Origin of the sequence: Verrucosispora sp. WMMC514 (assembly GCF_027497295.1) — a bacterium.
In the GTDB taxonomy this organism is placed as follows: Bacteria; Actinomycetota; Actinomycetes; order Mycobacteriales; family Micromonosporaceae; genus Micromonospora; species Micromonospora palythoicola.
The window spans coordinates 2340186-2366326 of record NZ_CP114906.1 but is presented as its reverse complement, the minus strand read 5'-3'; the positions used below and the strand labels follow the sequence as shown (position 1 = coordinate 2366326).

General features: G+C 68.8%; 25 protein-coding genes and 1 pseudogene. 15 read left to right on the top strand and 11 right to left on the bottom strand.

What is annotated here, in order from left to right; genetic code table 11:
* Nucleotides 1-2: 2 nt before the first annotated feature.
* From O7597_RS10580 to O7597_RS10570, 3 genes are read right to left on the bottom strand one after another with little or no spacing between them, the layout of a single operon-like run.
* Nucleotides 3-1202, bottom strand: coding sequence for a protein phosphatase 2C domain-containing protein (locus tag O7597_RS10580; protein ID WP_281582609.1), 1200 nt, complete (start codon nucleotides 1200-1202; stop codon nucleotides 3-5).
* 29 nt (nucleotides 1203-1231) lie between these two features.
* Nucleotides 1232-1981 (bottom strand): hypothetical protein, encoded by a 750-nt coding sequence (locus O7597_RS10575; RefSeq protein ID WP_281582608.1) that lies wholly within the window; start codon nucleotides 1979-1981, stop codon nucleotides 1232-1234.
* Nucleotides 1978-3909: a hypothetical protein gene (locus O7597_RS10570; RefSeq protein WP_281582607.1), complete on the bottom strand. Its 1932-nt coding sequence runs from the start codon at nucleotides 3907-3909 to the stop codon at nucleotides 1978-1980. Before O7597_RS10570 ends, O7597_RS10575 begins: the two co-directional genes overlap by 4 nt.
* 293 nt (nucleotides 3910-4202) lie before the next feature.
* On the opposite strand from O7597_RS10570, the gene O7597_RS10565 reads away from it, so the two are divergent.
* From O7597_RS10565 to O7597_RS10555, 3 genes are all read left to right on the top strand, one after another.
* Nucleotides 4203-5261, top strand: a complete 1059-nt coding sequence (locus O7597_RS10565; protein WP_281582606.1) for a macro domain-containing protein — start codon at nucleotides 4203-4205, stop codon at nucleotides 5259-5261.
* A gap of 371 nt (nucleotides 5262-5632) precedes the next feature.
* Nucleotides 5633-5908, top strand: coding sequence for a helix-turn-helix domain-containing protein (locus tag O7597_RS10560; RefSeq protein ID WP_281582605.1), 276 nt, complete (start codon nucleotides 5633-5635; stop codon nucleotides 5906-5908).
* Between the two features lie 90 nt (nucleotides 5909-5998).
* Nucleotides 5999-7465 (top strand): tyrosine-type recombinase/integrase, encoded by a 1467-nt coding sequence (locus tag O7597_RS10555; protein ID WP_281582604.1) that lies wholly within the window; start codon nucleotides 5999-6001, stop codon nucleotides 7463-7465.
* A gap of 142 nt (nucleotides 7466-7607) precedes the next feature.
* Here O7597_RS10555 and O7597_RS10550 read toward each other — a convergent pair whose 3' ends face one another.
* Together O7597_RS10550 and O7597_RS10545 are read right to left on the bottom strand one after the other, a co-directional pair.
* Nucleotides 7608-8132 carry a class F sortase gene (locus O7597_RS10550; protein WP_281582603.1) on the bottom strand — a complete coding sequence of 175 codons (525 nt, stop codon included), beginning with the start codon at nucleotides 8130-8132 and terminating at the stop codon, nucleotides 7608-7610.
* 194 nt (nucleotides 8133-8326) lie between these two features.
* Nucleotides 8327-9568: a hypothetical protein gene (locus O7597_RS10545; RefSeq protein WP_281582602.1), complete on the bottom strand. Its 1242-nt coding sequence runs from the start codon at nucleotides 9566-9568 to the stop codon at nucleotides 8327-8329.
* Nucleotides 9569-9951: 383 nt separating this feature from the next.
* Here O7597_RS10545 and O7597_RS10540 point away from each other — a divergent pair, with 383 nt between their 5' ends.
* Both O7597_RS10540 and O7597_RS10535 read left to right on the top strand, forming a co-directional pair.
* Nucleotides 9952-10194, top strand: coding sequence for a hypothetical protein (locus O7597_RS10540; protein WP_281582601.1), 243 nt, complete (start codon nucleotides 9952-9954; stop codon nucleotides 10192-10194).
* Nucleotides 10195-10407: 213 nt separating this feature from the next.
* Nucleotides 10408-11001 carry a class IV adenylate cyclase gene (locus O7597_RS10535; protein WP_281582600.1) on the top strand — a complete coding sequence of 198 codons (594 nt, stop codon included), beginning with the start codon at nucleotides 10408-10410 and terminating at the stop codon, nucleotides 10999-11001.
* Here the strand turns inward: O7597_RS10535 and O7597_RS10530 are convergent.
* From O7597_RS10530 to O7597_RS10520, 3 genes are read right to left on the bottom strand one after another with little or no spacing between them, the layout of a single operon-like run.
* Nucleotides 10998-11801, bottom strand: coding sequence for an endonuclease/exonuclease/phosphatase family protein (locus O7597_RS10530; protein WP_281582599.1), 804 nt, complete (start codon nucleotides 11799-11801; stop codon nucleotides 10998-11000). The genes O7597_RS10535 and O7597_RS10530 overlap by 4 nt on opposite strands.
* A 13-nt stretch (nucleotides 11802-11814) precedes the next feature.
* Entirely contained in the window at nucleotides 11815-12420 is a 606-nt protein-coding gene (gene tmk, locus O7597_RS10525) for a dTMP kinase (RefSeq protein ID WP_281582598.1), read from the bottom strand.
* 6 nt (nucleotides 12421-12426) lie between these two features.
* Nucleotides 12427-13530 carry a radical SAM protein gene (locus O7597_RS10520; protein ID WP_281582597.1) on the bottom strand — a complete coding sequence of 368 codons (1104 nt, stop codon included), beginning with the start codon at nucleotides 13528-13530 and terminating at the stop codon, nucleotides 12427-12429.
* 714 nt (nucleotides 13531-14244) lie between these two features.
* On the opposite strand from O7597_RS10520, the gene O7597_RS10515 reads away from it, so the two are divergent.
* The 8 genes from O7597_RS10515 (at nucleotide 14245) to O7597_RS10480 (ending at nucleotide 22037) form a co-directional block, all read left to right on the top strand.
* Nucleotides 14245-14550 carry a hypothetical protein gene (locus O7597_RS10515; protein WP_281582596.1) on the top strand — a complete coding sequence of 102 codons (306 nt, stop codon included), beginning with the start codon at nucleotides 14245-14247 and terminating at the stop codon, nucleotides 14548-14550.
* Entirely contained in the window at nucleotides 14547-16001 is a 1455-nt protein-coding gene (locus tag O7597_RS10510; protein WP_281582595.1) for an APC family permease, read from the top strand. The genes O7597_RS10515 and O7597_RS10510 overlap by 4 nt, the downstream gene beginning before the upstream one ends.
* Nucleotides 16002-16258: 257 nt before the next feature.
* Nucleotides 16259-17035: a hypothetical protein gene (locus O7597_RS10505; RefSeq protein WP_281582594.1), complete on the top strand. Its 777-nt coding sequence runs from the start codon at nucleotides 16259-16261 to the stop codon at nucleotides 17033-17035.
* Nucleotides 17032-18225: a histidine decarboxylase gene (locus O7597_RS10500; RefSeq protein ID WP_281582593.1), complete on the top strand. Its 1194-nt coding sequence runs from the start codon at nucleotides 17032-17034 to the stop codon at nucleotides 18223-18225. The genes O7597_RS10505 and O7597_RS10500 overlap by 4 nt, the downstream gene beginning before the upstream one ends.
* Nucleotides 18226-18256: 31 nt before the next feature.
* Nucleotides 18257-19378, top strand: coding sequence for a class II histone deacetylase (locus O7597_RS10495; RefSeq protein WP_281582592.1), 1122 nt, complete (start codon nucleotides 18257-18259; stop codon nucleotides 19376-19378).
* A 71-nt stretch (nucleotides 19379-19449) separates the two neighbouring features.
* Nucleotides 19450-20211: a class I SAM-dependent methyltransferase gene (locus O7597_RS10490; protein ID WP_281582591.1), complete on the top strand. Its 762-nt coding sequence runs from the start codon at nucleotides 19450-19452 to the stop codon at nucleotides 20209-20211.
* 14 nt (nucleotides 20212-20225) lie between these two features.
* Nucleotides 20226-21125: a hypothetical protein gene (locus O7597_RS10485; RefSeq protein WP_281582590.1), complete on the top strand. Its 900-nt coding sequence runs from the start codon at nucleotides 20226-20228 to the stop codon at nucleotides 21123-21125.
* Between the two features lie 372 nt (nucleotides 21126-21497).
* Nucleotides 21498-22037 carry a hypothetical protein gene (locus O7597_RS10480; protein ID WP_281582589.1) on the top strand — a complete coding sequence of 180 codons (540 nt, stop codon included), beginning with the start codon at nucleotides 21498-21500 and terminating at the stop codon, nucleotides 22035-22037.
* Here the strand turns inward: O7597_RS10480 and O7597_RS10475 are convergent.
* Entirely contained in the window at nucleotides 22031-22846 is an 816-nt protein-coding gene (locus tag O7597_RS10475; RefSeq protein ID WP_281582588.1) for a helix-turn-helix transcriptional regulator, read from the bottom strand. The genes O7597_RS10480 and O7597_RS10475 overlap by 7 nt on opposite strands.
* 132 nt (nucleotides 22847-22978) lie before the next feature.
* On the opposite strand from O7597_RS10475, the gene O7597_RS31745 reads away from it, so the two are divergent.
* Both O7597_RS31745 and O7597_RS10465 read left to right on the top strand, forming a co-directional pair.
* Nucleotides 22979-23461, top strand: coding sequence for a DUF397 domain-containing protein (locus O7597_RS31745; RefSeq protein WP_348650795.1), 483 nt, complete (start codon nucleotides 22979-22981; stop codon nucleotides 23459-23461).
* Between the two features lie 596 nt (nucleotides 23462-24057).
* Nucleotides 24058-24822 (top strand): annotated as a pseudogene (locus O7597_RS10465) (hypothetical protein).
* A 177-nt stretch (nucleotides 24823-24999) separates the two neighbouring features.
* Here the strand turns inward: O7597_RS10465 and O7597_RS10460 are convergent.
* Nucleotides 25000-25590 carry a hypothetical protein gene (locus O7597_RS10460; RefSeq protein ID WP_281582586.1) on the bottom strand — a complete coding sequence of 197 codons (591 nt, stop codon included), beginning with the start codon at nucleotides 25588-25590 and terminating at the stop codon, nucleotides 25000-25002.
* On the bottom strand, nucleotides 25587-25820 hold the full coding sequence (locus tag O7597_RS10455) for a hypothetical protein (protein WP_281582585.1): 234 nt from the start codon (nucleotides 25818-25820) through the stop codon (nucleotides 25587-25589). The genes O7597_RS10460 and O7597_RS10455 overlap by 4 nt, the downstream gene beginning before the upstream one ends.
* Between the last annotated feature and the right edge of the window lie 321 nt (nucleotides 25821-26141).

Genomic DNA, 26141 nt, shown 5'->3' with positions numbered 1-26141 from the left:
GTTCACCTCTCTCCGGTCCACACGGCCAGCACCGTGCGGTCATCGAGGTGATGATCATGGTGAAACGCCACGTCGTTGACGAACGACAGCTCCGTGGGCGCTGTGGCCCACCGGACCGCCAACTCGGTGGCCAGTCGCGAGCGACCATCGAGCGCGGCGGCGAAGCCATCGGTGGCCAGCACCACTACCGCGCCCCGCGAAAGGCGGTACTCACGACACATCGCCCTCGCGTACCGTGGCAGCGCCTCGGTCTCGCCGCCGGTCCGTCGGTGGTAGAGGCACTTCCACGTCCCATCCGCCAGGCACCACACCTCGGAGTCGCCGACCGCGGCGATCCGCAGGCGGAGCCCGTCTGCGGCGTCGGTCAGCTCGGCCAAGACGAGCGTCGTGGCGGCCGAGTACCGCTGCTGCTTGAGCCACGCGCCGAGATCCTTCGCCAGCGACTCGATCTGGTGCTCAAGCGGGATTCCTGGTCTGGCGTGGGTGAGCCTGAGCGCTTGAACGATGGCCCGGCGGGCGGCCTCCCGTGAGTCCCGTTTCGACCCGACCCCGTCAGCCACTGCGAGCAGCAGGCCGTCTCGCTCCGGCGTCCACCGCACCCCGAGGGCATCCTGACCTGACTCGCCGACCTCCGCGTGAGTGAGGCCGCGCAGTGAGGCACCGCGGACCTCCCAGCCGAGTTCAGCGACGACCCCGCTGAAGAAGCTGGAGTTCTCCTGGGTGCCAGTGATGACCATCGACGGTAATGGGGGACGCACCCAGCTTGTCTGGTCGGTGGGGCCAACGATCAGCGGGGTGACCATGGCTGGCGAGTGCGCCTGTGCCGCCGGCGGGACTTCGTGCTGCAGTGACGACGGATCCTGCTGCGACGTATCGGGCGGCGGCTCCGACAAGGCGAGCGACTCTACCCGCTGATCAGCCTCCGAACGTTGCTTCTGCCGGCGGCGCCATTTAGGAGAGCGCAGCCGCAGCGGATTCACCCCGCTGGCCACCCGGGGCCTGGGGTGGCGGGAAGCGGCGGAGGATGCCCGCCGCCGCCGGCTCCGCAGCAGCAGCCCACCCAGCACCCCAACGACGAGCATGTCCGCAGTGAGCACATACGACAATGGAATCGCTGACTCGGCGATGAAGAAGGTGTTGCCGAACAGCAACCCGAAACCCCCCAACAGAAAACCGATGATCCAGATGATCGGCCGCAACACCGATGTAGCGGGCGCGGTTCTCTCCCGGCTCACTGGCCACCCCCGAGACGGCGCATACCGGGCGGGGTTTCGATGATCATCGTGCCAGCCGCCGTAGACAGTGCCACGCTGTGCACGATCGCGTTGACGATGTTTTGGGCCAGGAGGGTCGCCGGGAGCGTGTTGTCGGCGATGAATGCATTGTGCCGAGCGCCGTCCCCCGTCGCCATGGCGACGAGTACGTCCTCCCGGGCGCCCTGTAGGCCTACGGCTGCGATGCGGCCATTCATACCGCTGGTGATCTCATCGCGCGCCGCCAACCAGGTAGCCTGGGGCTGCTCGGAGTTGCCCACGTATGGGTACCCATCCGTGATGAAGAAGACGAGTGGATCGGCAACCCGGACAGGCTCGGAGCGGCCGTCGGCCCCGAGGGTAATCGAAGTGCGGTCCTCGTCGATGCGTTGGTGCAGCAGCCGCAGCGCGGCCACGTAGTCGGTCTGACCGCCCTTGGGCCAATCCGGCATGACCGGAATCTCGCGCAGCGACGCGGCGGGCAGCATCAACGTGGCTGTAGACGCAAAGGAGATCAAACTCAGCCAGCAAGTGGTCCGCACAATCGCACGCTTGCGCAGCGAGAGCACCAAGTCGGGCAGAAGAATCTGGAAGCGCTCGAACGGCGACTCCACCTCACCTGGTGCGGTCCGGCGCATCGTGTCCGACACATCGAGCACGAGGTAGATGACATGAAACTTGCGTACCGTCGTCGGCTCGTCGACCGGCTCGTACAGCGTGTCGGTCATCCGCGCACCTCCAGGCTCGCCAGCTCGTCGAACGCGCCGATGGCAACGGCGTGCGCCACGAAACCAGCCGCGTTGGCGGCGGCATCGTCAGGCTGGTAGTAGCTGTCGCGATCCACGCCCCAGTCGGAGATGGCTTTGACGACGATCCACGGCACGCCGGCATCGGCCGCTGCCGCATACAACCCTTGGGCCTCCATCTCGCCGCCGAGGGCACGGCTGTGCTCGGCTTTCAGCTCGTCACGGCGCCGCCGCGAGTCGACCAGCACCTGCCGAGACAACAGCAAACCGAACCAGACGCGGGCGATTGTCCAGTCGGTCGCGGCCGCCTGCAGTCGGCCCACCACGGCCGCCCGGACGCCGACCCGGTCGCCGAGCAGCTCCAGTCGATCATCGAACTCGATCCGCCGGTCAAGGTCGTAAACGGTGTTGGCGACGATAACGTCGGCTAGCCGCTGCGGGGGCGTCCAGTCCTCCCGTAGCCCATAGCAGATGCCGACCATGATGATCAGATGCGGCTGCCACTGGCGGATAACGGCCGTCGCGGTGGCCTGTGCCCCACCCGGACCGCCGGCGCCTTGCCGGGCACACTGCGCCATCCCGAGGGTGGTTCGACCTATGGCCCCGAGGTCGTAGGTGACGACTTCGCCGGCGAAGGACCGCTCAGGTGACTGGCCGGTGACGGACCGAATGGCCCGTAGCACGGCGTCCCGTTCGCCGTCAGTGACGGTCAGCAAAAGAACACGAGTGTTAGTCAAGGATCGCTTCAGCCTTTCGAACTCGATGATTGCGCCCCGCTGCCGACCGACGGCCAATTGGACGGAGACCCAGGCGACAGGGACCGTCATGAGGCCGACCAGGCTGAGCAGCCAGCCCAGCACCAGCGCCTGATTCGTCGCAGGGCTGAGGCCCGGGGCGTTCTGGAGCAGCAGTCGCCAGGCAAGCCAGTGCAGCGCGGCGAGGTATGTCTCCGGCCTCTCGGCGCAGCCGGCACCCGCGCATGCCGCGCGCTCGGCGGAGGCGACGAAGAGGGCCAGTACCGCGACGATGACCACGATGCCGCCACACCAGACCAAGAAGAACCCGCCGCCGGCCCTTACCGGGGCGCGGTAGTCGCGCACAGGGTCGAGCGGCAAACGCAGGGCGACTCGGCTATCCGGCCCGTACGGTTGGTACAGTGCCTCGGCCACGGTGCCGCGCATCCGTCCGGTCGTCACGCCACGGTTGAGGCAGACCAGTACCTCCCGCACCTGGCCGTGGGTCAGTTCCACGCCCACGCGCTCCGCGTGCAGTTCGGCCTCGCGACGGACGAGCTCGGCCATGCGGTCGGCGGCGAGCCGCAGCAGTCGCCGACCGTCGTCCGCAGCGGTGTGATGACACACCGGCATCGACCAGTTCCAGCCCGGGTACGACTCCGCCGCAATCTCGTCGAGCGGACGTACCGGCCGCCCGAGGACCCGGCGCAGCGCCACCGATTGGCTGACGACCTGGGCGACCATGAGGACGGAGACGTGGAGCACGGCGAGCAGCGCCAGCCACACGATTACCGACGGCGGGCCGGCATCGCGACCAGAGGCAGCGAACGCCAGCACGGCTGCGACCGTGAGCGCAGTGCCCGGCGGGACAGCGAACAGCAGTGTGTCCCAGCGGCGATCGAGCAGCCGGAGCAGCCGCAGGCCGACGCCGCCGCGGACGGCCGCCGGCAGCGACACAGCCAGCGGTCGCTCAAGTAGCGCGAAGCTGTCTGGGCCGGCCCGCACGAACCGCCCCTCGGCCTGAGCCACCAGCAGCACGATGCTCAACGGACCGCGAGATCGCACAATGCCCAGGACGCTGCGCGGGCGCACGACGCCGACGGCCTCACACCCATACTCGGCGGCCCGGACGGCGCGGGCGGCTGCACGACATTCCGCGAAGGTCATCGCTGCCATGGCGCCATGCTGTCTGAAGTGAACACTAAAAGCAGTGGCGAAGCGGCTACGAGCAGTAGCCGAACAGGCTGCCCAAGACGGCGTTTGGCAACGGCCTCGATAGGATCATCGTTACTCTTCTGGCCCAACGTTGATCAACTCACATACGTCGAATGTTGATACCCACCTAGACAGACACCTTGACGATGGCCCTGCAGAATTTCTCCGCGCACCGGACAATCCTTCACGGCAGATGACATCCGTTCCAGGTCGGCGGGTTCATCCGGTCGGCAGGTCCGGACACGGTGTGGACAATGGAGGCGTTCTGTATGACCGTCGGGCGGGTCGACGCTGAGTACCAGCGAGCGATCGGGCGGTTCTGCGGCGAACTGCGGCAGCTTCGGACCGATGCCGGACTAAGCGTCGACGCACTGCTAGCGGCAACCATCACGCCACCACTGGGGCTCAAGCGTTCTCAGATCTACGAGGTACTCGCCGGTCGCGTCGTGGAGCCGCCGGCGTGGGACTTCATCCGGGTGTTCGTCGCTGGGTGTGCTGCGCATGCCCAGGCCACCCGCCGACCGCTGTCCATCTCGACCGATCCAGAGTACTGGCGGCGCGAGCACGGCCGCCTGACCGAGCGGTATCAGGCCGCCAGCCGGTCGCCAGGCGACGCCAAGCAGCGACCCTCGGATAGTTGCGTACCCAAGGTTCTCACCCTGCAGGAGACGATTCTGTACCCGGTCCCGGCCGCTTTCGGCCGCCGGGTCGGCGTAATTACGGCGGACATCCGGCAGGTCCGCTGCGCGGGTATCTGGGTCAACTCGGAGAACACAGACATGGTGATGGCCCGCGTGCAGGAATCGTCGACGTCGGCGATCATCCGCTACGAAGGTGCACGGCGCGACGCTGCCGGCCGCGTAGTAGAGGACACCGTGGCCCAGGAGCTCGAGGCACAGGTAGCCGGGCTCCGTCCGGTCGGCCCGGGCGAGGTTGTCGTGACCGGGGCCGGTGCGCTGCGGGAGCGCAACGGCGTGCGATACATCATGCACGTCGCTGCGGTGCACGGACAGCCGGGCGCGGGGTTCCATCCCGTCGCGCAGGTGGGTCGCTGTGTCGAGAACGTCCTGTTCGCCGCCGAGCGGCTAGACGTTGGCCCGGACGGGTGGACGATCCTGTTCCCACTGTTAGGCGCCGGGGTTGGCGGAGGCAACGTGCTCACGACGTCCCGCACCCTGGTTCACGCGGCGGTCAACTACCTGCAGACCGTCCCAGCGACCAGGGTCGGAACGGTGCTATTCCTCGCCTACACCGACGTCGAGCTTGACGCCTGCTTGGTAGCGCTCGACGAGGCAGGGGGCATCATCCGATAGCGAATGGCCGTACACCGACGAGTGAACGCCAAGCGGTGTGTAGTGGAACTAGACCGTGCCGCTGACGCGGTAAGCCGTGGGTTGTCCGTTCGTCCGGCTCGACGGCGAGGCCACCGACGCTTGTGATTCGCCGCGCACCAGCCGTACTCCCTTGCCGCACCGCGTCGATCCACGCAACAGGTTGGCGGGCAAGTTCTCGCCGCGCCGCCTGATCGTACGCGGAATACCCGAGCTCACCGCGCGCGTCTCCCCGAGACGCTCCAACACGCAGCCGGCCGCTGGCTCCTGCCATACCCCGCCACCCTGTCCCTTCGAGGGCCCGCCACCTGTGGTGGCGGGCCCTCTTTCTCGCGCCAAGAAAGACGAACGCCATGGACAGCAACGCCAACAACACACCCTCCCAGAGGGCGCCAGCGTCCTCGCCGGTCTGGACGATCGAGCGCATCCGCGCGCTCGGCGCGGTCACCGATGTCGCCACCACCGGCGAGATCTTCGGCCTGTCCCGCAGCAGCGCCTACGAGTTGGCACGCGGGGACCGGCTGCCGGTGCCTGTGTTGCGGGTCGGCTCCCGCTACCGGGTCTCCGTCGCGGCGATCCTGGCCGCCCTCGGCGTACCCAGCGAACCCCCGACCTCACCAGCGACTTGATCACCGCCCCACGACGAGCGTCGATCACCACCCAACGGATACCCACAACCCGATGCCCGCCCACCGGCGGCATCGGCGAGGAGAGAACTCGTGGCAGACGGATCCATCACCAAGCTCTGTAGCTGCCGCACAGACGGCAAACGTCTCGGCGCCCGTTGCCCCAAGCTGCGGCGGGGCAACGGGTGGAATCCCCACCACGGCACGTGGCGCTACCAGCTTGAACTTCCCCTCGACGCCGCCGGTAGGAGGCGGCAACTGCGCCGCGGCGGCTTCGACACTCGAGACAAGGCCGCCGACGAACGCGACCACGCCCGTGTGCTGCTCGACCTCGCCGGCCGCGACGAGATCCGACGCCGGCAGATCGCAGACCTACTGCACGCGCTCACGCCCCAGCAGCCGCTGCCCGACCGCGATCACGTGGCCCGCCGTATCCGCGCCGCCGTGCCCATCGGCACCCAGCTCACTGTCGGCGAGTACCTCGCCGAGTGGATCAAGGGGCGGACGAAGCTGCAACCGGCGACGCGGCGCAGCTACCAGGACCACATCACCGCGTACTGGGCACCCCATCTGGGGCAGGTCGCTCTGCAGGACCTCACCGCAGCGCACATCGAATCGGTGTTCACCGCGATCGAGTCCCGCAACGCCGAGATCGTCGCCGCCAAGGCCAGCCCCGTGAAGGAGGTCCGGGACAGGGTAAAGGGGAAACGTACGGTCGGTGCCGCCAGCCAGCAGCGCATCCTCGCGACCCTGCGCAAAGCCCTCAACGACGCCCGCCGTCTCTACCACCACCGCCTAATCGACCACAATCCCGCCGAGTCCGTCGAACTCAGGTCCGGGAAGTCACCGAAGCCTCGGTTGTGGACCGACGCGGCGGTCAACCGGTGGCGCCAAACCGGACAGCGACCCGGCCCGGTGATGGTCTGGACACCCGCCCAGGTGGGCGAGTTCCTCGACATCGCCGAAGCCGAAGAACCCGAGCTGTATCCCCTGTTCGACCTGGCCATCCACCGCGGCCCGCGTCGAGGTGAGCTGTGCGGTCTGCACGACTACGACGTCGATCTGGCAGCCGCCGCGATCACCATCACCAGCCAGCGCACCAGCGTCGGCTATCAGGTGATCGAGAAGGGGGTGAAGTCGGCGGCCGGGGACCGGGTCGTCGACCTCGCCGACGACACCGTCACCACCCTCCGCACCTACCTGATGCGTCGCGCGGGGTGGAAGCTTGCCGCAGGCGACACTTGGGCCGACACCGACATCTTCTTCGTCCGACGCCGTGACGGCCAACCCTGGCACCCGGAGACGGTCACCGGCCGCTTCGACCGGCTCGTCGCCCGAAGCGGCCTGCCACCGGTCCGGTTCCACGACATGCGGCACATCGCCGCGACCCTGATGCTCGCGGCCGGGGCCAGCATCAAGGAGATCCAGGACACCCTCGGCCACTCCTCGTACACGATGACCGCCGACATCTACACCTCCGTCCTCGCGGAGTTGAAGAGGACCACCGCCCAGGCGACGACCAAGCTCGTGCCACGCCGCAACCGCCCGAAGGCGGCATAGCGCCCCACCGACGGCACGTTGCTGACCTCGACGCGGCAAAAGCCCGACGCAGGTCCGGCGGCCAGGTGGGGCCGTGTAGCACGTCTGGGTGTTCTCGTGCCGATGGTGAGAGTGCTCCGGCTGGTGGGAGGAGCACGTTCGGTCAGTCCGGCTGGCCGACAACGATGCGGTTGGCCTCGAAACCGAGTCGTCCGCCGACCCAGCGGCCGCCGCAGGTGACCAGCACGATCCGGTGCGGATCATGCTGTGCGAACAGGTCTGGGGCGCGGCGGGGCAGGTCGTTCTTCGCCACGGTGTGCACCTCGGTGATCCGGTAGCGGTGCAGACGTCCGTGCCGGTCGGTGACCTCGATCGGGCCGCCGTGCTCGGCCTGCCACAGTTCGGCGAACGGTCCAACGTTGCCCTGCCAGTTCACATGCCCGGCGAGTACCGCCGCTCCGCGTGCGGCTGCCAGCTCCGAGCCCCACCAGGTCACCTCGGTGACCCCGTCGGGTACGGGCAGCGTGCCGTCGGCCCGGATGTCCCGGCGTACGAGGCGGGCCGTGCTGCCTCGCGGCAGCCGGACGGATCCCGCCGCCAGCAGAGTCGGCTGGGACGGCGCGGTGACGGCCGTGCCGGCGGTAGCCACGGCCGTCGGTTCCGGGCTGGCGGCTGCGGTGGGTGTCACCGGCCTGGTCGGTGTCGTTGTCGGGTCTACGGGGCTCGGTGTCGGTGCGCTCGTCGCTGTCCGCTGGTGGGACAGTCCGGCGGTGGGCGGTGGCGGCGTTTCGGGCGACGAGACCACTAGGACGGCGGCGGTGACCATGCCGGCCACCGCCGCCGTCAGCAATCCGGTATGACGGGTCGTGGACCGTGCGCCCATCAGGGCAGTTGACGCGGGTCACCCGGTACCGCCCGGTGGCGGCGTCGTAGCCGCAGCAGGGCGAGCAGGGAGAGCACGGTCGCGGTCGCCGCGAGGGGCGAGGCTGGGCTGCTCGCCACCGGCCTTTCGACGAAGGTGGCGGCTGTGGCTTCGGCTGGCTGGTCGCCGGCAGGGATTTGCGTGGGGACAGCCGGCTGCGGCCAGGGCGGGCAGCCCTTGGGAAGTTTGAGTTGGAGCAGTTTGGCCACGCGTAGCCGGCCCTCGGGTGGGGACCAGAGCAGCCGGACGTCGAGGAGGTCGGCGGTGGCCTGGTCGAAGTTGGCGTTGCGCTGCCGGGTCTTCGTCATCGCACTGAGGAAGGCGTCCAGATCCGGATTCCCGGGTGTCGCGGGGCCCAGGTTGGCGGGGAAGATCGACCGGAAGTTGGCCAGGGGCTTCCCGCCGGGGAACACGTTGCCCCGATTCGCCGTCAGGCTCTGCCGGCCCTTCGCGTCCCGGGTGTTCACCAGGGCCAGAAGCTGTGTGTTGGTTCGGCGGGTCAACTCGGTGCCGCCGGTGGCCAGCTTCGGTTGCTCGAGGAGCACCTGCCCGTAGTAGCCGCTGTGGAGGGCGAAGGCGATGTACTCCTCCATCGTGCTGATTTCGGGGTCCTGGTGCAGTGTTTCGTGTGCCATGGCCACGCCCAGCAGGCTGAAGTTCTCGAAGCGGTACCGCTCGTTGAACAGGATTTCCGGGTCGCCCTGGGCATCAGGTGAGACCTGCGCGACCGTGGACGCGGGGAGCGCCGTGAAGATGACCCGGGCGTAGAGGCCGGAGCGGATCGTGTCGACGCTGACCTCGGACGGCCCACCGACCAGCGACGCCAACGCCGCCCGCAGGTTCGGGTCCGGAATGATCTTCTTGATCTTCCGGTCGTCGAAGACCGCCAGACCTCGTGCCACGACCCCTGGATGCCGCTTCGCCCGCGGCGACAACGCCTTGGCCAACTGCACGCGTAACTGCGCCTCGGTGATCCGTCGCGGTGGCGCCGGCACCATCGGCGGCGCCTGCGCATAGGTCTGCGGCGTGAACAGGTTCACGTTCGTCGGCGGGAACGGCGGTTGGGCCAGCACCCGCTCGGCGGGACAGGGTTTGCCGCCGCCGCGCGGCTTACCGTCAGCGGCCGACACGGGCGCAGGTACGCCGGCCACCGCCACCAGGGCGATCCCGACGGTGATGAACATGCTCGCGGCTCGGCGCATGATCGAGTCACTCCTCTAGGCACGGAACGCATCGACGCCGAACCGCGTGACGGGCCGGCGAGCCCTGCTCAGCAGGCCGAGCGAGGCAGTCACAAGCAGTCAAGCAACGACAGCGACCCCAAAAACTCACAAAGACTCGCTTATAACTCGAAAAGGCGAACAGCCTTACACATGCCGAGTGAGAGCTGCCTCGCCGAGGCAAGAGCTCGCATCGATGGCGTGGCCTCCCCTACCGCGCGGAGACCGTCAAACCGGGGACGTTCACGGCTGCCGCCTGCCCACCTGCGGCGATCGGCTACCGACCGGGCACCACGTGCGGCCCTGCTCCAGCTCGGTTCACTCTTGTCGGTCATGAAGCGGTGGGCCGGCGTTAGGTTGTGATCGTGGTGGTGGTCATCGTGGTGGAGAAGTTCGGCGCGGACGGCTTCCTGGAGCGTTCGTGGGATCTGCCGCCCGGTGTCGTAGAGCCACTGCGTGCCCACGTCACCGTGACGCGTGACGGTGGGATCGTGGACGTGTGGCCGGTGACGTCGGAGGTCGCCGTCATCGTGCAGCCCTGGATCGATGAGCCGATCGATGTCACCTCAGGTGTCTGGTTCGTCAGCTCCGCCCGGGAGGGCGCGTAGGACGGCCAGCGCCGACCGAGGTAGCCAGATTGCGGCGGCGATGACGAGCTGGTTCGGTAGCGGGAATGCCGTGTGGTGTTGGGTGGCCAGGGCGCGGCCGTTGCGTGAGCCGGCTACCGCAGCGCTTGCACCCGTTGACCACCCCGTCGCTGCCTGTTGTGCCAGGGCGTGGCTACGTTCTGCTGCCGCGGTCGGACCGTAGGCTGCCACGACGTGACGACCTTCGACGCGCCCGTGGCTGCGGACTCGACCGTGATGGCTGTCTGCGAGGTGGAGGTCAAGTACCGGGTCGTAGACCTTCCCGCTCTGGAGATGGCTCTGGCCGCGCGTGGGGTGGTGCTGTCGACGCCGATCGTTCAGGACGATCAGGCTTATGCGCGGGTCGGGTGGGAGTACGGGCAGTCCAAGATCGGTGTGCCGTTCGCGCGGCTACGTACGCAGCGAGGGCGGCACCTGTTGACGGTGAAGACTCCGGTAGCCAACGAGCAGTCGTGTGTGGAACACGAGACGGAGGTGGCCGATCGGGATCAGATGCACGCGGCGATCCAGCAGTTGGGTTTCTACCCGACGGTGCGGATCCGCAAGGCCCGCCGCACCGCCACGGTCGGCCGGATGTCGCTGTGTCTGGATGAGGTGGACGGCATTGGCTCGTTCCTGGAGATCGAGCGCATCGTTGCGGCCGGTGAGGCCGGCGAGGAGGTCCAGGCGGATCTGCACCGGTTCGCGGTCGCCTTGGAGGTGCCGTTGGAGCGGACCAGCGCCACCTACGACTCGTTGATCCGCGCGGCGCAGACGACCAGGGTTTAGAACAGCGTGGTCGGCACGGCCACCGGCGACACCGCAACGATGCTGGTGGTGTCGGTGGGCAGGTCCAGGTCGACGGTGACCGCCGCGTGGTCGGTGAGACCATGCTCGCGCGGCTCCTGCAGGTAGCCGCCGCCGCGGATCGTGTCTTGTAACGCGGCGCCGATGTGCCAGTAGTCGAAGCGGTAGCCGTTGCCGGCCCGCCCGAACCAGCTGTGCTGCTGGACGCCGGGGGCCAGGTGGGTGTGTGCGTCGGTGAGTCCGGCGGCGGTGAGCGTGTCGAACAGGGCGTACTCGAACGGCCGCCACACCCCGGGGTAGGGCGGCTGGTGGTCGCGGGGGATGACGTTGTAGTCCCCGCCGAGCACCAGATGAGCCCGCTCGTCGGCCGTCATCCGGTCGAGGGTGTCGGTGAGGGATGCCAGGAACGCCCGTTTGCGTGCGACCTTGGCCGGGGCGCGGTCGCTGGAGGGCACGTAGACGCCGAGGACCGTGACCGCCGGCTCGGTGTCGATGGTGGCGGCGACGGCCCGTCCGGGGACGCTGAGTCCGGCGGTGAGATCCGGGCGGGCGGTGACCGGAATCCGGCTGATCATCGCCGCGCCCCGGTCGCCGGGCAGGGGTGGGTGGTGCACGTGGCAGCCGGCGCGACGGAACTGGTCGAGCAGGTAGGCGGTGCCGTCGCCGGCGCTGGTTTCGGTCAGCAGCAGGATCTGCTCGGGCCGGTCGGCGAGCCACCGCAGTAGCCCGTCGGCGCGCCGCCGGGAGGTGGCCTGGATGTTCAGCGTCAGGATCGACAACACACCGGCGAGCCTGTCAGGCCGCGCGGCGGTGGGCGAGGAGCGGGTCCAGCGTGTCGAGGATGGCGGAGGTGACCTGGTCCGGGTCCCGGCCCCGGCAGTCAACAATGGTTTGGTGCCATGACTGGCGGCGCAGGAACGCGACCGCCTGGTCGTAGAGCTGCAGCTCCCGCTCGGGAGTGCCGGTGGCCTCCAAGCGGGTCAGCTGCCGGCGGGCGGTGAGGCGGGCGCCGATGGTGTGCGGGTCGTCGACCAGGTAGAAGCAGACGGCGGGTTGCAGCACGTACCGGTTATAGCTCCAGATCTCCCGCAGGTCGACCGCGTCGACACGCTGCAGCACCAGGGAGGACTGCACATACCGGTCGCTGATCACGATGTGGCCGGCGTCGAGCGCGGGGATGATCTCGTCCTCGACGTGCAGGGTGCGGTCGGCCGCGATCGCGAGGGCGAGGGCCCGGCCGTGGATGACATCCTCGGCCTGGCGCAGCAGCTCACCGAGCCTGGTCCGGGTGGGCTCGGATGTCAGATGCACGAGGTGGCCGCGGTGGCGCAGCCGTTCGGTCAGCAGACCCGCGATGGTGCTCTTCCCGACGCCGTTGGGCCCCTCGATCACGATGAACATGACCGGTCAACGCCGAACGGTAGGGGTCGGCAGCAGCGGGAACCGGACCGCGTCGGGTGGGCACTGCTCGGCGTCCGGCGCGCCGATGCGCTGCCCGACGGCGACCACCGCCGCAGGGCAGCCCTTCCCGCAGGAGCTGGTCAACGCGCACGCGCCGCAGGTCGCATCGGCGCCGACCTGGTAGCGGTCGTGGAACCGGTACGCCTCGAGGACGTCGGCGATCTCGCCGTCGAAGATGTTGCCGACGAGGAACTCGCGGTCGCTGTACCGTGACTGCGGTGTCCGGGCGGCGAAGACCAGATAGGGACACACGGCGGTGTCACCGTTGGCGAACACGTAGATCAGGGTGCCGGCGTCGCAGCCGGACAACGGCCGCTCGTCGTTGGGGAACCGGATCGGCACCAGCTCGACCCGATCGGCCAGCGGCGCGGTCGCTGCCGTGATCGCCCGCATCGTCTGCTCCGGTGCGGCGAGCCGGCCATGGGACTTGATCCCTCGGCCGAAGCTCGACAGCGGGTTCATCAGCACGTACTCCGCGCCCAGGTCGGCGGCGAACGCGCACAGCTGCGTGAACTCCTCCGGGCGGGTCAGCACGTTGGGCGTCGACAGGATCCCGTGCAGCAGCCCGGCGTCAGCGAACCTGCGGGTCGTGTCGACGGTGACCGCGAAGGAGTCCCGGTTTCCCCGGAACCGGCCGTGCGAGGCAGGACGGAACCCGTCGAAGCTGACATTGACCCGCACGGTGCCCAACTCGGCGAGCGCGGCGATCTGCGTGTCGCTGGTCTGGGTCGCGTTCGTGCAGATCTTCACGGGCAGGTCCATCCGCGCTGCCGCGGCGCACATCTGCACCAGGTGCGGATGCGCGAACGGCTCCCCGCCGGTCATCGTCACCCGGGTCACCCGGGCCCGCCGCAACCTCGGCAGGACCACCTCGACCATGTCCTGAAGCGCGATGTCGACTCCGGTGTCGGTGGAGGAGACGAAGCAGTGCGCGCAGTGCAGGTTGCACCGCTCGGTGATCTGCACCAGCGCCTTCCGCTCACCGTCGGCGACGGAGGTGCGGAAGTAGCAGGAACTGGCGTGGGTGTCGACGACCAGACGTTTCCTCATGACCCCTCCCAGCGTCCGCGGGCCGCAGACGTTTGCGCCGCCTGGCCTTGCCCGTGTGGGACTCCTCGTTCAGGAGACGGCTCGTCTGCTCGTGTCGACCACCCTCGACACCGAAATCCGACACGCCCGGCAACCCGGTCACACCTGCGGTAGGGCACCTGCGCACCCGCGAGCCGAGACGGGACGGAAGGTCTCACGGCGCGATGCGATCCGCCGGGGAGGGGCTGCCGTCGGCGCTACCGGCACCGGGCCGGCGTGGGATGTCGAATCTTCGCGTCGACAGTGGTCGACACCGCACCGTCTGGCAATAACTGATCCCACGACATCGACCGCTGCGGCATCCGCACAACCCCGGTACGGCAGGTGACCCGACACCCGCCCGAGCCGGTCGCCGGGGTCGCAGCCCGGTGAGGCGAGCGGACGCTCGCGTCACCCGCTCGTGGGGAGGCACAGGTGCGAGTCCCGTCTGACCCGTCCGCCGACCGGACGAACACATCTGCGGCTGCGTCCCGGCGCGGCGGGACGCGGACTCGCCCAATTCGGTGTCCGCGCCGCCACCCCGAGCGCCCCGGGTCTCACCCGACGGCGGCAACCGTCGGCCCACTCGTGAGACCCGGGGCAGCATCCCGCCCCCTGTCACACCGTCTCGACGACGAAGGAGCCTTCTCCGTGTCATGCGTTCGGACCCGTCACCGCCCGTCACGCCGATCGACAATGCGCACCCGGCTGGCGGCGACACGAGCCCCCACACCTGCCAGCCCGTCGGTCGAGGACGGGTGGGGTTACGCGATCCGGCGGGTGTGGCGCAACGGCAGCCACGACCTGTTCGGGTTCACCACCGACCGGCACCAGGCCGACCGGGCCCTGGCTCGCGACCAGCGCTACTGGCGTAGCGGCCCGGTGCGGCCGGCGGCGGTGTACGTGGTGGCGACCCCGGCCTGCGCCGTGATCGCCCATCCGGTCGACGGTTGCCGCAGCTCGTCGTGCCCCGACTCTTCGCAGCGGGGTGAGGTGCGGTGACGGCGGGCGTGCAGGTGGCGCTGGAACGCAAAACGGTGACGCCGTTCGGGTTGTGGGTCTTCGGAGCGCAGGCATCGGCGCCGCTGGTGGTGCTGGTCGGCGGTATCCCGGCGATCTACGCGACCACCGGGGTGAGCGCGCTGCCCCTGACCTATGTGCTGGTCGCCGCGGCAGTGGGCGTGCTGGCGGTCGGGTACACGGCGATGGCGCGTCAGGTCGGTCACCCGGCGGCCTACTACGGCATCCTCGCCCGCGGTCTCGGACCTGGCTGGGGAGTGGCCGGCGGCATGGTCGCGTTGGTGGCCTACAACGCGATCCAGATCAGCCTCTACGGGCTGCTCGGCGCGACCCTCGCCGCCCAGGCCGGCGGGTCGTGGTGGGTGTGGGCGGGCATCGCCCTGGCGGCGGTCGCGGTGTTCGGGCGGTGGCCGATCCACCGGTCGACCCGGGTCCTGACCGCCGTCCTGCTGGTGTCGCTGCTGATCGTCGCCCTGTTCGTCCTGGCCGGCGTCGGTCACGCCGCGGCCGGCGGCCTGTCCTGGGAGGGCTTCGACGCCTCCGGGTTGGCGGTCGGGGGCATCGGCGGGGCGGTGGCGTTCTGCGTGGCCTCGCTGATGGGCATCGACGCCCCAGGGGCGCTTGTCGAAGAGGCCGTCGACCGGCGTGCGGTCAGCCGGGCCACCGTGGTCGGGGCGCTCGTCCTCGGCGGGGTGTACGCCGCGGCGGCGTGGGCGATGGGTGTGGCGGTCGGCCCGCACACCGTGGCCGACCGGGCCGCGGCGGACGCTGATCTGCCGTTGACGATCCTGGGCTGGTTCGGCGCCTGGCCGGTGGCCGTGGCCGGGGTGACGCTGCTGCTCGGGGTCGCCACCGCGACGCTCAGCTTCCACAACGTGATCGCCCGGTACGTGTTCGCCATGGCCCGCGAGGGGGTGCTGCCGGCCAGGCTCGCCGGAGCCGAGGACGGCAGGCGGGTCAGCGCGCCGCGCGGCGGATCGCTGACCCAGACCGGCATCGCCGCGGTGGTGGTTGCCGGGTTCGCCGCCGCCGGCGCCGACCCGCTCGCGCAGATGTTCACCTGGCTGTCCACGGTGGGGGCGATGGGCCTGCTGAGCCTGCTGCTGGCCGCGTCGCTGGCCACGCTCCTCGTCCCCCGTCCTGGACTCGGTGAGCGGGCCAGCGTGTGGCAGTGGCGCCTCGCACCCGTCCTGGGTCTGATCGCCGGGACGGTGCTGCTGGGCCTGATGGTCCTCAACGCGGGCAGTCTCCTCGGCGCCGCACCCGGCTCCCTGGTCCCGCTGCTGCTGCCCCTGATCATCGCCGCCGCCGCGGTGATCGGCGGGCTGTGGGCCGAGCATCTGCGGCTGTTCCGGCCGCAGGTCTACGCCGGTATCGGCCGTGGCACGCCGGCACCGAATGCCGTGCCCGACGCCATCACCATCTCGATCTGACGAGGACCGCGATGATGACTCACACCCAACGACCTGCCGGGCACCACAGCGGCCCGGTCGACCCGCTGCATCCCGGCTGGCACCCGCAGCACGGCCAGATACCCTCCGATCATCGACCTGCCGACGGGTACGGCCAGCCGCCCGGCTATGGACCTGCGTCCGGCTACGATCCACCGCCCGCGCCGGGCTCCGCAACGCCGTCCCGCTACAGACCGGCCGCCTACCCGTCGGAGCCGGCACCCGCACCGCCCCCACCTGTGCCTCCTGTATCGGCCGGGCAGTCCGGCATCGAGGCAGCGGGGCGGGACGAGCGGTGGTGGGCGGATCTCCGTCAGCAGGTGGTGTACCGGTGCACACGTCTCAACGCCGGGCACCTGCACGCCGCCGACGAGCGCTACGGCACCCGCGAGGCCCTCGGCCCGCACGCGGTGATGCTGTTCTTCACCTCCGACGCCCCGGCGGAGCCGCAGGGTTTCCGGCTGCACACCGCCGTCCGGCTGTTCCTGTCCGCACCCGAGTCGCACCATCTCCCGGCGCTGCTGACCGACCTGGCCGGCATCGCCAGAAACAACATCGCCTCTGCGGCGGCCGCCGGGCAGCCGTGGCATCCCCTGGGGCCGCAACGGTCGATGGTCAACGGCGGCGACATGACCCTTCCACCCGACGCGACCTACGCCGGGGTGGGGGTGAGCACGCTGGACTCCGCCGACGGCTCCTGGCATCAGCTCGCCCACGCGCTGCGCAGCCCGTCCGGCACCGCCTACAGCAGGTCGGCCTTCGACCTCAAGGGCCAGTGCTACGTGCTGCTGACCGACGACACCGCCATCAAGGTCGACCGCGACCCCCACGCCCGCCGCACCGGCGACGGCGTGCGATCCAGCAAACCCCTCGACGCCACCTGGAACCCGCTCTGGCACAACCCGCACGCCACCCTCACCGAGCAGGGCGACTCGACGATCCGCGAGGTGTGGCAACGTCTCGCGGCCCTGCACGCCATCCTCCGGGCACACCTGGGCGGGGAGCCGGCAGCGTGACCCTCGATCTGGCCGCCGCCGCGGACCTCACCCGCGACGACATCGACGTCACCGCCGTCCTCGACCACCTCATCCACGCCGCCGATGCCGCCGCGGCGACGAGCATCGGATACCCGGGCGCGGTCGACCTCGACCACACCCCGGTCATCACCCGCCTCGGCCACCGGCTGTGGAACAACATCGGCGACCCCGCCACCACCGGCGGCGTGGCGCACACACGGGTACTGGAACAAGCCGTGACCGGCTGGGTCGCCGACCTGCTCGGCATGCCGGCCGACGACCGGTGGGGCTACGTCACCACCGGCGGCACGGAAGGCAACCTGTCCGCCCTGCACGCCGCCTACCGACGGTGGCCGACCGCCCGCATCTACTACTCCACCGCCGCCCACTACTCCATCCCCAAGATCGTGAGCATGCTCGGCGCCTACACCGTCGTCGTGCGGGCGCACCCGGACGGGGAGATGGACTACGACGACCTTGCGGCGCAGATCCGCAAACGCCGGCGATGGCCCGCGATCGTGGTCGCCACGGCCGGCACCACCATGACCGAAGCCGTCGACGACACGCACCGCATCCGGACGCTCTTCACCGAGTACGGCATGGTCGGGCACCTGCACGTCGACGCCGCCCTGTCCGGCATCCCCCTCGCCCTCGACGGGGCCCTCCGCCTCGACGACGCCAGCGGCATCAGCAGCATCGCCATCAGCGGACACAAGTTCCTCGGCGTGCCCACCCCCTGCGGGGTCGTCCTCATCCGCGACAGCGCCCGCACACCAGCCCGCCAGCCGATCGCCTACACCGCCAGCGTCGACACCACCATCACCGGCTCCCGCTGCGGCCTGGCCGCCGCCCTGCTGTGGCACGCCATCGCCCTGCACGGCCGCGAAGGCCACCGCTGGCGCGCCAGCCACGCCCGCAGCATCGCCGCATACGCCGTCGAGCAGATCCGCGCGACCGGCTGGACAGCCCGCCGCTGGCCCCACGCGTTCACCGTCGTCCTGCCCACCCCACCCGAGCCGGTACGCGCCAAATGGCTGCTGGCCACCGACGGGCCCCTGAGCCACCTCATCTGCATGCCCGGCATCACCCGCGGCCAGATCGACGCCCTCGCCGCCGACCTGGCCGCCGCCATCCAGGCACCGATCCCACACCCCCGCACACCACACCCCACGTTCACCACCGCGCCCTGACCCTGGCACCCGTTCACGGAGGCGACACCCCATGCCCACCGGCTACGTCTTCCACCCGCACTACCTGTGGCACGACACCGGCACCAGCAACGGACTCCTGCCCCCAGATCCGTCCGCGGGCATCCCACCCGGCACGCACGTCGGCAACGCCGACACCACACGCCGCATCCACGACCTGATCCACGCCAGCGGCCTGCTCCGCGACCTCGTCGCTATCGAGCCCCGCGAGGCCACCATGACCGAACTCCTGCGCGTACACACCAGCGACCACGTGCAGCACATCAAACAGCAGAGCGACCAGCCTCGGGGTGGAGACGCCGGCGACGGCTACTCCCCGGTGGGCCGGGGCAGCTACCGCATCGCCCGACTCGCCGCCGGCGGCCTGACCGAACTCGTCACCCGAGTCGCCGAAGGCGAGGCCACCAACGGCTACGCCCTGACCCGACCACCAGGCCACCACGCCACCGCCGACCACGCAATGGGCTTCTGCCTGTTCAACACCATCGCCGTCGCCGCCCGCCACGCCCAGACCACACTCGGCCTGCCCCGCATCGCGATCGTCGATGTCGACGTCCACCACGGCAACGGCACCCAAGCCATCTTCTACGCCGACCCGACCGTCCTCACCATCTCCATACACCAGGCCAACTGCTACCCACCCGACTCCGGCCACCTCCGCGAGAACGGTGCCGGCCCCGGTGCCGGGTACGCCCTCAACGTGCCGCTACCGGCCGGCACCGGCCACGCCGGCTACCTCCACACCATGCACCAGGTCGTCCTGCCCGCCCTCGACCGCTTCGCCCCCGACCTGATCCTGCTCGCGGCCGGCTTCGACGCCAACGTCTTCGACCCCCTCGCCCGACAGATGCTCACCGCCGACACCTACCGACAGATGACCCGACTGCTCGTCGACGCCGCCGGGCGGCTCTGCCACGGCCGCCTCGTCGCCGCACACGAAGGCGGATACAACCCCTGGTACGTGCCGCACTGCGCCCTGGCGTTCCTCGAAGAACTCGCCGGCACCACCACCCACCTGCCCGACCCGTACGCCGCCGTCGTCGCCGGCTACGCCGCCGAACCGCTCCTGCCCCACCAACGCGACGCGATCGAAGCCGCCGCGCAACTCGTCGACCGCATCAAATCCGCCACCTGAGCTCACAGCCCCAGGCGCGGCCGGCGCCGATGCCGCCGACGTCACCCACGTCCAACCTTGAAGAGGAACCGATGACGATCACGTCGCTGTCGGCCAGTCCTGGGCCCCTGCATCTGTTGCTCGACCCGGTCATCCGCACGGACCTGGATCGGATCGACATCCGATCCCATCAGTCGGTGCTGGAGATCGGGGTCAGCCCCGGTGAGATCACCGCCCGGCTGGCGCAGCTCGTCGGCCGTTTCGGGTCGGTCACCGCCGTCGACCACGACACCAGCCGCCTCACTCCGACCAGCGTCATCGACGTCCAGCAGCGCGACCTCGACCGAGACCTCCTGCCCGGCACGACGGACAGCTATGACCACATCGTCGCCCGCTGGCCGTACGGCCCTCTACGCGACCCGGTCGACGTGCTGGAACAGATGATCGCCCGGCTACGGCCCGACGGCTGGCTCCTCCTGGCCGACATCACCCCCACCCCGCCGCGGATCCACCGGACACCCGCAGACGACGACACGAGTCTGATCGACCGCATGCTGCACCAGATCCACCACGCATTCACCGGCCCCGACGGCACGCCGACATGGCCCAGCGACATCGCGACCCTGCTCGTGGACCACGGCATGGTGCAGCACTGCGTGCACACCATCACCGAAACCTGGACCGGTAACGGTCCCGGTTGCCGCGTCCTCGTCGACATCGCCGCACAGCTACATCCCAGCCGGGCCGGCATCACCGACACCGACATCGACCGGTTCACCGGACTCATGACCGACCCCCGTGTGCTCCTGGCCTCCTACGAGCGGCGGGTCATCCACGCCCGTAAGAGCAAGTGAGGCGCGGCCGCTCCATGACGACCCCGACTCTCACCGCCCGCCGCCTGCTCACCGCACTTCTCGGTGGCGGCGCCATCCTGCTGACCGCATGCCAGCCCGGCAATGCCGCCGACCCGCGACCGAGCGCCACCGTCTCCTCAGCCACCACACCCTCGGCCAGCCCACCTACCCGGACAGCCACGAGCCCTGGACTGACCGCACAGCAGCGGCTGACGGTCCTTGCGGAGACCGTCAAGAGCACACCCGCCGACAACACCAGCGACCTTCCCTACACCTACCTGCACCTGCAAACCTGGGCCCGCGCGACCAACACGATCGTCCGCACCGACCTTCAACGCTGGCGGCACACCGCGGACAGCTCCGGCACAGAAATCACCCGCCGAGCCCCGGATTTGCCGGGCGTGGACCATCGCCCCACCCGCCAGGAACGGCGCCTGTTCGACCAGGCCACGCCGACCACCACCCACTACCCAGCCGGGGAACTGCACGCGTACCTACCCGGTGCCGTTCCCACCGACGCGGCAGCATTGGCACAACTGCTGGCACCGCCCGAGCTGGCCGACGAGCCCGCCTACCCCAGACTGCTGGCCAGCGGTGTCGTCGGGCTAGCCACCAGCCACCACCTCGACCAGCAGCAGCGAGCGGCGACCCTGCACGTCCTCGCCACGATCCCCGGCATCACCTACCACGGCACGATGACCGACCTCGCCGGACGCACCGGACTGACGTTCCGGGTAGAGGCCGAAGGGTCAACCTCGACACTGATCATCGACCCCGCCACGGGGCAGCTGCTCGCCGCGCACGAGACAGTCGCCGGGATCAAACCAGGACTGTTCTCCTACGTCCTCATCCTGGCCCGCGGCCACACCAGCGGCGACAACGTCACACCCGCCACCACCGGGACGATCAGATGACAAGCTGACCAGTCGAACCTCTTCGGGATGCCGACGCAAGATCCGGTCCCCGTCGGCCAGCGGAAAGCCTCCCGTCTTCGTCCGGACGGGACGTGTCGAGCATCCGAACCGCACAGCGCGCCCGCAGCAGCACACGGACCCATACGGCCGTCACTAAGCAGGTCGAACAGGTCTGAGCTGCCGGACCTCGATGTGCCCATAGACGCCGCTACCGGCAGTGACTGGCACGGCCGCGCTTTGGCGTCCTGGTGCCGGCTGGCTCGTGGTGCGCTCCCAAGTCACCAATCATCTGCCGCCATCGCGGCGTGATGCGACTGGCTTGGCGCCAGTCGCTGGACTGCAGGACGGCTGACCCGACACGCCCGCCTCCGCGTGGCGCGCAAGCAGGACGACCAGCATCCGCTAATCTGCCAATGGCAAGTTGCCATGGGCGGATCGGATTTTGCGTTCTGCAAGTCAAGTGGATCGCGCGAGGGTAAACGGAGGATCTCGATGATGGTTACCGGTGGCGGTGTGAAGACGGACCCACTGTCCGACATCGACACGTCGTCCATGCGCCTATCGCTGGCGGTGTCGCCGCCGAAGACCTCGACGGCGGGCCCGTGGCGGGCGGCCCTGATGGTCCGGAGCGAGACAATGAACCGAGCGGTGATGGCCGCCGTTGCCCTGCCCGCGGGAGCAGCCCTGGGCGACATGCGCATAGCGATCCTGGCAGGTGTGCTGCTGATCGTATTGGCGTACCCGACAGGGCGTGAGTCGGTGAGAGTCATCCTGCAACCTGTGTACGGCCGGTGGCACTCCGATGACGGCGATGGCGGCAGGGGTGGACCGAGGACGGTCAGGCCCGAGGCCGAGGTGATTCCTATGCCCAGGCCCCGTCATGCTCGGAGCGGTGAGCGGGATGGTCAGTGAGGCCGGTAGCGGTCGAGGATCTTTCGAGCAGTTTCGTCCTCGCCGGGGACGGCCTGGTCGTACAACGCGCGGAACGAGGCCTTGTAGCCGTCCACCATGTCGGCGTCCTCGACGAGGGCCACGTCGTCGGGCTGGTTGTCGAGGTAGACCACGTCGGGATCAAGGTCCGAGTCGAACTCGTGGAAGGAGAACGGGCCGATGAAGCCGGTTTCGGCGGCGGTTTCCTGCTGGAGGACGACCAGGTCGAGGCGAGGTAGAAGCCTCACGATCTTGTCGATCTGATGTCGCATCACGTCGGGGCTGTGAACGGGCTTGAGCGCACGCTCGTCCAACACGACACGCACTGTGCATAGCCGATCAGCCGTGAACACCCGAGCCTGCCGAGCCATACGTAGCCGAACCCTCGCCTCGGCAGCCTGACTGTCGTTGCGGTAATGCGGACCGGCGGTAACCACGAGCCGTGCGTAATCCTCGGTCTGCAGAAGCCCGGGAATCAGGAAAGGGTGGTACTGGCTGATCTGTGCGGCATCGTCCTCATAGCCCAGAAAGTCCATGTAGGAGGCTGACACGTACTCCCGGTACTCCGCCGCCCAGTGGCGTCTGCGCGCCAACCGCGCCAAGTCGATCATCTGACCGACCTCGTCAGGTTCGCTGACGCCGTAGAGGGACAGGAGCGCCCGGAGGTCGTTGACCGAGATGCTCACCGTGCCGCTCTCGATACGAATGATCTTGGATAGCGACCATTCCATCGTACTGCGGACGTCCTCGAGCGAGTAATTGCGACGAAGCCTCATACTGCGCAGCGCCATGCGCAGGCGCCTGCGGTTAGTCGTCGGCCCCTGCCCGCCCGTCCTCACGTCCACGCCTTCCCGCCGATAATTGCAACAGGCAAAAGGATTGCTGAAACTTGCCTGTGGCAGTTTGCTTTCGCCTGTCCGGCTATGGCTAGTGGCAATAAGCTAGCAGACCATCCCATCCAGCCCTGCGCGGGCCAATGGACCATGACATTCGTAGCCGAAACCGGCACTGCCCTGCTACTTTGCTTACAAAGAGCAATCACCTGTAAGACGCAACGTGAGGGTGGTTGCTCGACTGGCGGGCATCCTCCACGCCGACGAGCTACGAAAACGGCAGATGATTTCGTCCGATTCGCACAACCACCCATAACTACGACCCCCAGCACGAGTCAGAAAAATTCAGGAGGAAGAATGGAGAAGAACGAGTACTCGGCGCCCTTGTGGACACGACGCAGCTCCAAGTGCGCCAACGACCACTGCGTCACCGTCTCGCGCCATGATCGCGGTGTAGACATCTTCGACTCCACCGACCCCGGAACCGCACTGTCATTTCCCGACAGCACATGGAGGGCCTTCCTCCTTACTTTCGCGAACCCGCGATCTTCGCGAGATTCAGAGCCGACGTGACTCGCTTGATCGGCGTCCCCAAGCCCAGTTCTGTGTCAGCCCTGGGACTGTCGGCTAGTTGACACCACTGGCAGGGCGTCTCTCTGGGGCGCCCTGCTTCATTCGGTCTCTCCTTCACGTACCGACAGCAATACGTACGCGAGCCCACCGTTGCTCGGTCACGATGGTCCCACCAACAGGACTTCTTGCCGCTAGACACTACGAAAGGCCGGCCCTGCGATGTGGGCACGACACGGCGGAGCAGCACCGGAACGCCGACCGTGGAACTTCCACCGACGCCGCCGAGCAGCCTTGCGGCCAGCGAGCATCTCTCACGCGATACATGTCGTCCGGCCATCGCCGACGACGCCCGACTCGGAGTAGCCAATCTGCGAAGACGAGGAGATGGCCCGCATCAAATAGATCTCCGGAGGGCAGCTGACGGGAACCCAATCCAGGCAAAATACATTTCTCACGTAGAACCTCGCCCACCCTTCGCGGAAGAGGGCGACCATGACCTTGATGCGACTGCTCCGCCGGCTGAGAGCGATGTGACCCGACAAGCGCTCCGATCGTGTCCTGTCGTACGACCGCAGCCATCGGTGCAGGTGAGGACAATGTCCGCCGTGACAGAGGTCGAGTGGACAGCGGCTCTCGCCGAGTTCGTGCGCAGCCGGGCAGCCGGTGAGGCACCCGACGAGATCACTGCCTTGGCGATTACGGAACGAATCATCGAGTCGTTCCCCGAACCCACACCTGCGCACGCCGTGCGATGGAAGCTCGCCGCCTGGCGGCGCCAACCAGTGGACCCGGCCGTCGCCGACGCTGTCGAGCGGGTCGCACGCGTCCTCATTCACACCGACATAAGCGCCACCATCAGTCGTCAGCAGGTGGGCTCCCACGCCGGACGTCCGCTCGATCTATTCGTGGCAACGATGGCATGGGGATTCGGCGAGCAGGCGTACGGATGGCACCGCACACGCCGGATCCTCGACCGGGACGGACGACAACGCCTACCCGCGCTCGTGGACGCGCTCCGCGGGAACGCGAACCGCCCGGCGCAGACGTGGCACATCCTGATGGGCCCGCAGGGTCTACGCGGACTGGGCCCTGCCTTCGGCACGAAGCTTGCCTACTTTGCCAGCTAGAGCAACGAACGCGGCGACGGCCCGTTGATCGCGGTCCGATGGACAGCGTGGGCGTTCTGGGCCTTCGAGGGAACGTGGGACATCCGATCGTCGCCGCACACCTACGCCGAGTACGTACACCACTGCCACGCATGGGCGACCCGGCTACACCGCCGGCCCGACGACGTGGAGCGGGCGTTCTTCCTCGCCGGCCCATACATCCGCCGACAGGTCTGGCACCAAGCGATGCAGTAAGCCTCCCGGCTGACAGTGCCCCACCGCAGGGTTGAGCATGATGCCTTTCCGGCCTGAGCGACCTCTCCGTCAGGACCGGACCCAGCCTGCTACCCGCTGACGCGCGCCCGGCACCGCATCAGCGAGGCACGCAGCGACCCGGGCGATGAATAACCCCAAGACCCATCCCACAGATCCCTAATCCGCTCCGGCTTGCCGGGCGGCTACCTCCAGAGCTACGAGCTCCGCCTCATCGAACACCGCCTCCGTCCGCCCCACCAACGTAGCCTTCCGGCGGGTACCGCTTCGCGGCCTCCGCGAGGGGACGTACACGGTCCAGACCGGCGAAAACCCTCTTCCCGTCGTGCTTATACCGACAGCTGCCGCTACCTGATATCGATGTTCGATCACGGCCTGACGCACCTTGTCGATGTCATCGGCATCCCCCGCCGGCTGCTGCCACCGGCGCTTCACCTCAACGAACAGCCGATTGTTCTCGATACCCCGCAGACCTCGTCGATGGACGACAAGGTCCGGCTGCATTCGCGTCCTCTTGGCCCTGTCCCGAACCTTCATGGCCCCTTTCCTGCCCTGTCGGTCGTACTCGGCGTCCACGTGCCACATCGGATCCACGTGCGCCACAAGGTGATGGGCGAGGCGAGCGGTCAGCGCTCGCTCGCCGACTCCGTAACGAAGCAGGGCCCAGTCGTGCACGTACAAGTCGCCGAGAGCCCGCCTCAGCCACATAAGGGCTACCTGCCCCGCGTCGAGGAGTTCGTCAGCCCTCATCGGCTCGCCTCATCGATTCCCTGGTACGAGTACACCTGGACGTCATCCCAGCGCTCGCTCTGGGCGTACAGATGCGCCACCACCGGCATCGCGCACTCCGATGCACCGACGTACAACCCAGCCTGCGGCATCCTCACCACCGCCGGGAGGATGCCCGCTGCCGTCGTCTCCACCAGCATCATCCGCCCGTCGACCGGTCCGCCGAGGAACCAGGCTTCCACCGCCGCCACACACTGATGATGCCCGTCGGCATCCGCGCCGGCCATCGTCCGCCCGGATCGACGCACCACACCCGACCTCGCATCGGGCCGAGGGGGCCTGTGCCCGTATCGCCTGTTCATGACCTCGAGTCGGTACCTCTCGCTGCCCGGCCCGGACCACTGGCTATCCACGCCGACCAAGCCCTCGTGCACTTGGTTGAGCAGGTGCCCTTGTATAGCGGCGACGATCTGTCAGGCATGGGAGTGCGCGGGCTACTGCTGTCCGCCTCGGCCCGGGTCAGGGACTGGGTTCTGGTCGAGGCGGACAGGCCGCCGGAAAGGTGAATCAGC

Coding starts and splice junctions, on each gene's coding strand:
- O7597_RS10460 (WP_281582586.1), bottom strand. CDS start 25,590: ATGAGGGCTGACGAACTCCTCGACGCGGGGCAGGTAGCCCTTATGTGG.
- O7597_RS10545 (WP_281582602.1), bottom strand. CDS start 9,568: ATGCGCCGAGCCGCGAGCATGTTCATCACCGTCGGGATCGCCCTGGTG.
- O7597_RS10570 (WP_281582607.1), bottom strand. CDS start 3,909: ATGGCAGCGATGACCTTCGCGGAATGTCGTGCAGCCGCCCGCGCCGTC.
- O7597_RS10520 (WP_281582597.1), bottom strand. CDS start 13,530: ATGAGGAAACGTCTGGTCGTCGACACCCACGCCAGTTCCTGCTACTTC.
- O7597_RS10490 (WP_281582591.1), top strand. CDS start 19,450: ATGACGATCACGTCGCTGTCGGCCAGTCCTGGGCCCCTGCATCTGTTG.
- O7597_RS10475 (WP_281582588.1), bottom strand. CDS start 22,846: ATGGCGCTGCGCAGTATGAGGCTTCGTCGCAATTACTCGCTCGAGGAC.
- O7597_RS10515 (WP_281582596.1), top strand. CDS start 14,245: ATGCGCACCCGGCTGGCGGCGACACGAGCCCCCACACCTGCCAGCCCG.
- O7597_RS10575 (WP_281582608.1), bottom strand. CDS start 1,981: ATGACCGACACGCTGTACGAGCCGGTCGACGAGCCGACGACGGTACGC.
- O7597_RS10495 (WP_281582592.1), top strand. CDS start 18,257: ATGCCCACCGGCTACGTCTTCCACCCGCACTACCTGTGGCACGACACC.
- tmk (WP_281582598.1), bottom strand. CDS start 12,420: ATGTTCATCGTGATCGAGGGGCCCAACGGCGTCGGGAAGAGCACCATC.
- O7597_RS10565 (WP_281582606.1), top strand. CDS start 4,203: ATGGAGGCGTTCTGTATGACCGTCGGGCGGGTCGACGCTGAGTACCAG.
- O7597_RS31745 (WP_348650795.1), top strand. CDS start 22,979: ATGGCTAGTGGCAATAAGCTAGCAGACCATCCCATCCAGCCCTGCGCG.
- O7597_RS10560 (WP_281582605.1), top strand. CDS start 5,633: ATGGACAGCAACGCCAACAACACACCCTCCCAGAGGGCGCCAGCGTCC.
- O7597_RS10485 (WP_281582590.1), top strand. CDS start 20,226: ATGACGACCCCGACTCTCACCGCCCGCCGCCTGCTCACCGCACTTCTC.